The organism is Psychrobacter sp. AOP31-B2-9 (assembly GCF_052378005.1).
GTDB lineage: Bacteria > Pseudomonadota > Gammaproteobacteria > Pseudomonadales > Moraxellaceae > Psychrobacter.
Genome location: NZ_JBQSXG010000232.1, coordinates 1 through 2,555 on the forward strand (window position 1 = coordinate 1; position 2,555 = coordinate 2,555).

Here is a 2,555-nt window from a genome sequence, read left to right on the forward strand (position 1 = left end):
TAATTATCTAACAGGTAAAAAAACGCTATCATTCCACGTATTTATTCACGAACGCCTTGGTTTGTCAAACATCACGTTATCCCTTATGATGATAGCGATTCAACGACTTTCTGATAAGCTCTAACGAAGAGTTTTGACCTTTTATAGCCAGCGGACCTTTTATGACTCAGCATTTTATTGTTATTGGCAATCCTATTGCTCACAGCAAATCTCCTGAAATCCATACCCTGTTTTCAGAACAAGCAGGTATCGATATTAGCTATCAGCGCCAATACTGTCCTGACGATGCTGCCAGTTTTATGGCGGTGATTGAAGCATTTTTTCAGGGCGGCGGTGTCGGTGCCAATGTGACAGTACCCTTTAAACAAGTTGCTTATAACTGCTGCTTAGCACGTGGTGGTTTGTCTGAACATGCCAAAGTTGCAGGGGCAGTTAATACACTATCATTGAACCAAACACTGCTAGACAGCGGCACACCCATCGCAGAAGCAATCTATGGTGATAATACCGATGGTCAAGGGTTGGTCAATCACATTACAAGCTTGGACTGGCCGCTTACAGGCGCGCGTGTGGCACTCATTGGTGCAGGCGGTGCAGCCCGCGGTGTCGTACTACCGCTGATTCAGGCAGGTATTTCATCCCTGACCATTGCCAATCGTACTGTGAGCAAGGCTGTCAATTTGGTCACTGGGCTAAGACAATCTAGTGAGACGGTTGATAAACACAGCATCGCAACCTGTGCAACTAGTGAATTAACTGGACAGTTTGATATCATCATTAATGCCACATCTATTGGACTATCAGGCGATACATTGCCATTGAATGATGATTTAGACTGCCATTATGCTTATGACATGATGTATGGTCGCACGTTACCGTTTTTGCAGCACTTTGTCACGCGTGGTGCGCAGACTTCTGATGGTTATGGCATGCTTATCGGCCAAGCGGCCTTAAGCTTTGAGCGTTGGACGGGTTACAACATTGATGTGGCAACAGCGACTGACGCATTGATCAACCGATAAGCAATCTATAGTCAGTCCAATATACAACAGACACAGCGAGATTGGGATGAATTTTTTGCAGCCTCTGTCTGCGTAGGCGCAGCACGCCAGAAAAATTTATACCAGTTTCGCGTTATTAGATACTGTACCTTTTTTATTGCGTATCGACTATAGCCCGAGTCTTCATTTTGAAAGTAATGATAGGCATAAGATAAAAAGCCGTTAAACAAAAGGAATAGCACAGATAATATCGAGATGTTATTGTGCTACTTGGTGATGCTTGACAGGACTTAGCCATTTTTAGCCTATTTATATGGTGAGTGAACTGAAAACACGCTCTAGCTAAAATGTCCCAGTAGCCAATTTTCTAAGCGGCGTAACGGTATACGCAGTCTCTCCGAATGAATGGCCAATCCACCACTCAGACCAACTGCACAGCCGAGCGCTGTATCGAGTATACGTGCTTGTATGATTGCCTCAGCAACAAGTGGTGTCGCCGTCATGCTGCCATACTCTGCGATAAATATCGTCAGCGGCGTGATAAATATCACAGCCATGCCATAATGCCTATCGACCAATGACTCAATCAACAACATCATGACTAGTATAGATACAGCCACACCCCATATCGACAGCCCCCATGACAACATCCAACCAGCGACAGCCATCCCCGCTACAGTGCCTAATAGCCGATGCAACTGTTTAATCCACATCGTTCGTAGCTGCATGCCTTGAATAATGATAAAACAACTCATCGCCGCCCAATACGGGTAAGGCATCTCAAACAGTACAGCGATGGCCAATGTCAAGCTAACAAAGCCCGCTACAATTAGGCTGTCACCAATGGTATCTGTCTCATATCGATAGACAGGAGCAGGCAGAACAGGCCGCGATATTAATAAAAACAGCGTATATAACAGGGCGAGTAACATCGAAAAGCCACTGCCTAACATCACTAGCCCAATCGCAGATAATACTTGTGTTAGCGGTACCGTTATAAATAATGCTATCGCTCCTGCCATCATCACAAATAGACCTGCAGGTGGTGGCTGCCGATAATAACGACCCAACATCACAACACAAAACGCGATCAGAGCAAATACTGGCAACCGAAGCCAAGGCAACTGCTGAGCAATCAAACCTAATGCAAAACTGAGTGCCATAGCAAAGCCCCAAGCCATGACTGTAACCAACCGATATGGTAGTGCACCTGATAATGGTAAGTTCAAGATAATCATTGCACCTAGCGACGCTTTGATACCTGCAGACAAAGCATCAAAATACGCCCCAGTAAATACTTCGCAATTGCCGCGATAATGGGCATGTGCCACGGTCTTTGACTACGGTTAACAGTGAGTAAGTGTCCTAGCTCACCTTTCATTAACATCTTTATGCGAGTCAATAATCTGGTCAGCCACGATACTTGATTTTTCTTGTGCATGAATGCACTCATAACTGTCTTTCCTTATGCCATAAGTACAATGAATGACATTTTTCTACTACGATTTTATTTGTGATAAATATACACTCAGTCATAAGTCTTAATAAAAAGTG

Annotated in this window: 2 protein-coding genes; one reads left to right on the top strand and one right to left on the bottom strand. The window is 44.3% G+C overall.

The genetic code is table 11. From position 1 onward, the window contains the following. Positions 1 to 161: 161 nt before the first annotated feature. Positions 162 to 1,022, top strand: coding sequence for a shikimate dehydrogenase (aroE, locus tag ACT3SX_RS14705; protein WP_444761814.1), 861 nt, complete (start codon positions 162 to 164; stop codon positions 1,020 to 1,022). 317 nt (positions 1,023 to 1,339) lie between these two features. Here aroE and ACT3SX_RS14710 read toward each other — a convergent pair whose 3' ends face one another. Then, positions 1,340 to 2,332 carry an FUSC family protein gene (locus ACT3SX_RS14710; protein WP_444761815.1) on the bottom strand — a complete coding sequence of 331 codons (993 nt, stop codon included), beginning with the start codon at positions 2,330 to 2,332 and terminating at the stop codon, positions 1,340 to 1,342. Positions 2,333 to 2,555 lie beyond the last annotated feature (223 nt).

What these genes read in the sequence shown, in the direction of transcription:
- aroE (WP_444761814.1), top strand. Translation starts at nt 162, where the DNA reads ATGACTCAGCATTTTATTGTTATTGGCAATCCTATTGCTCACAGCAAA.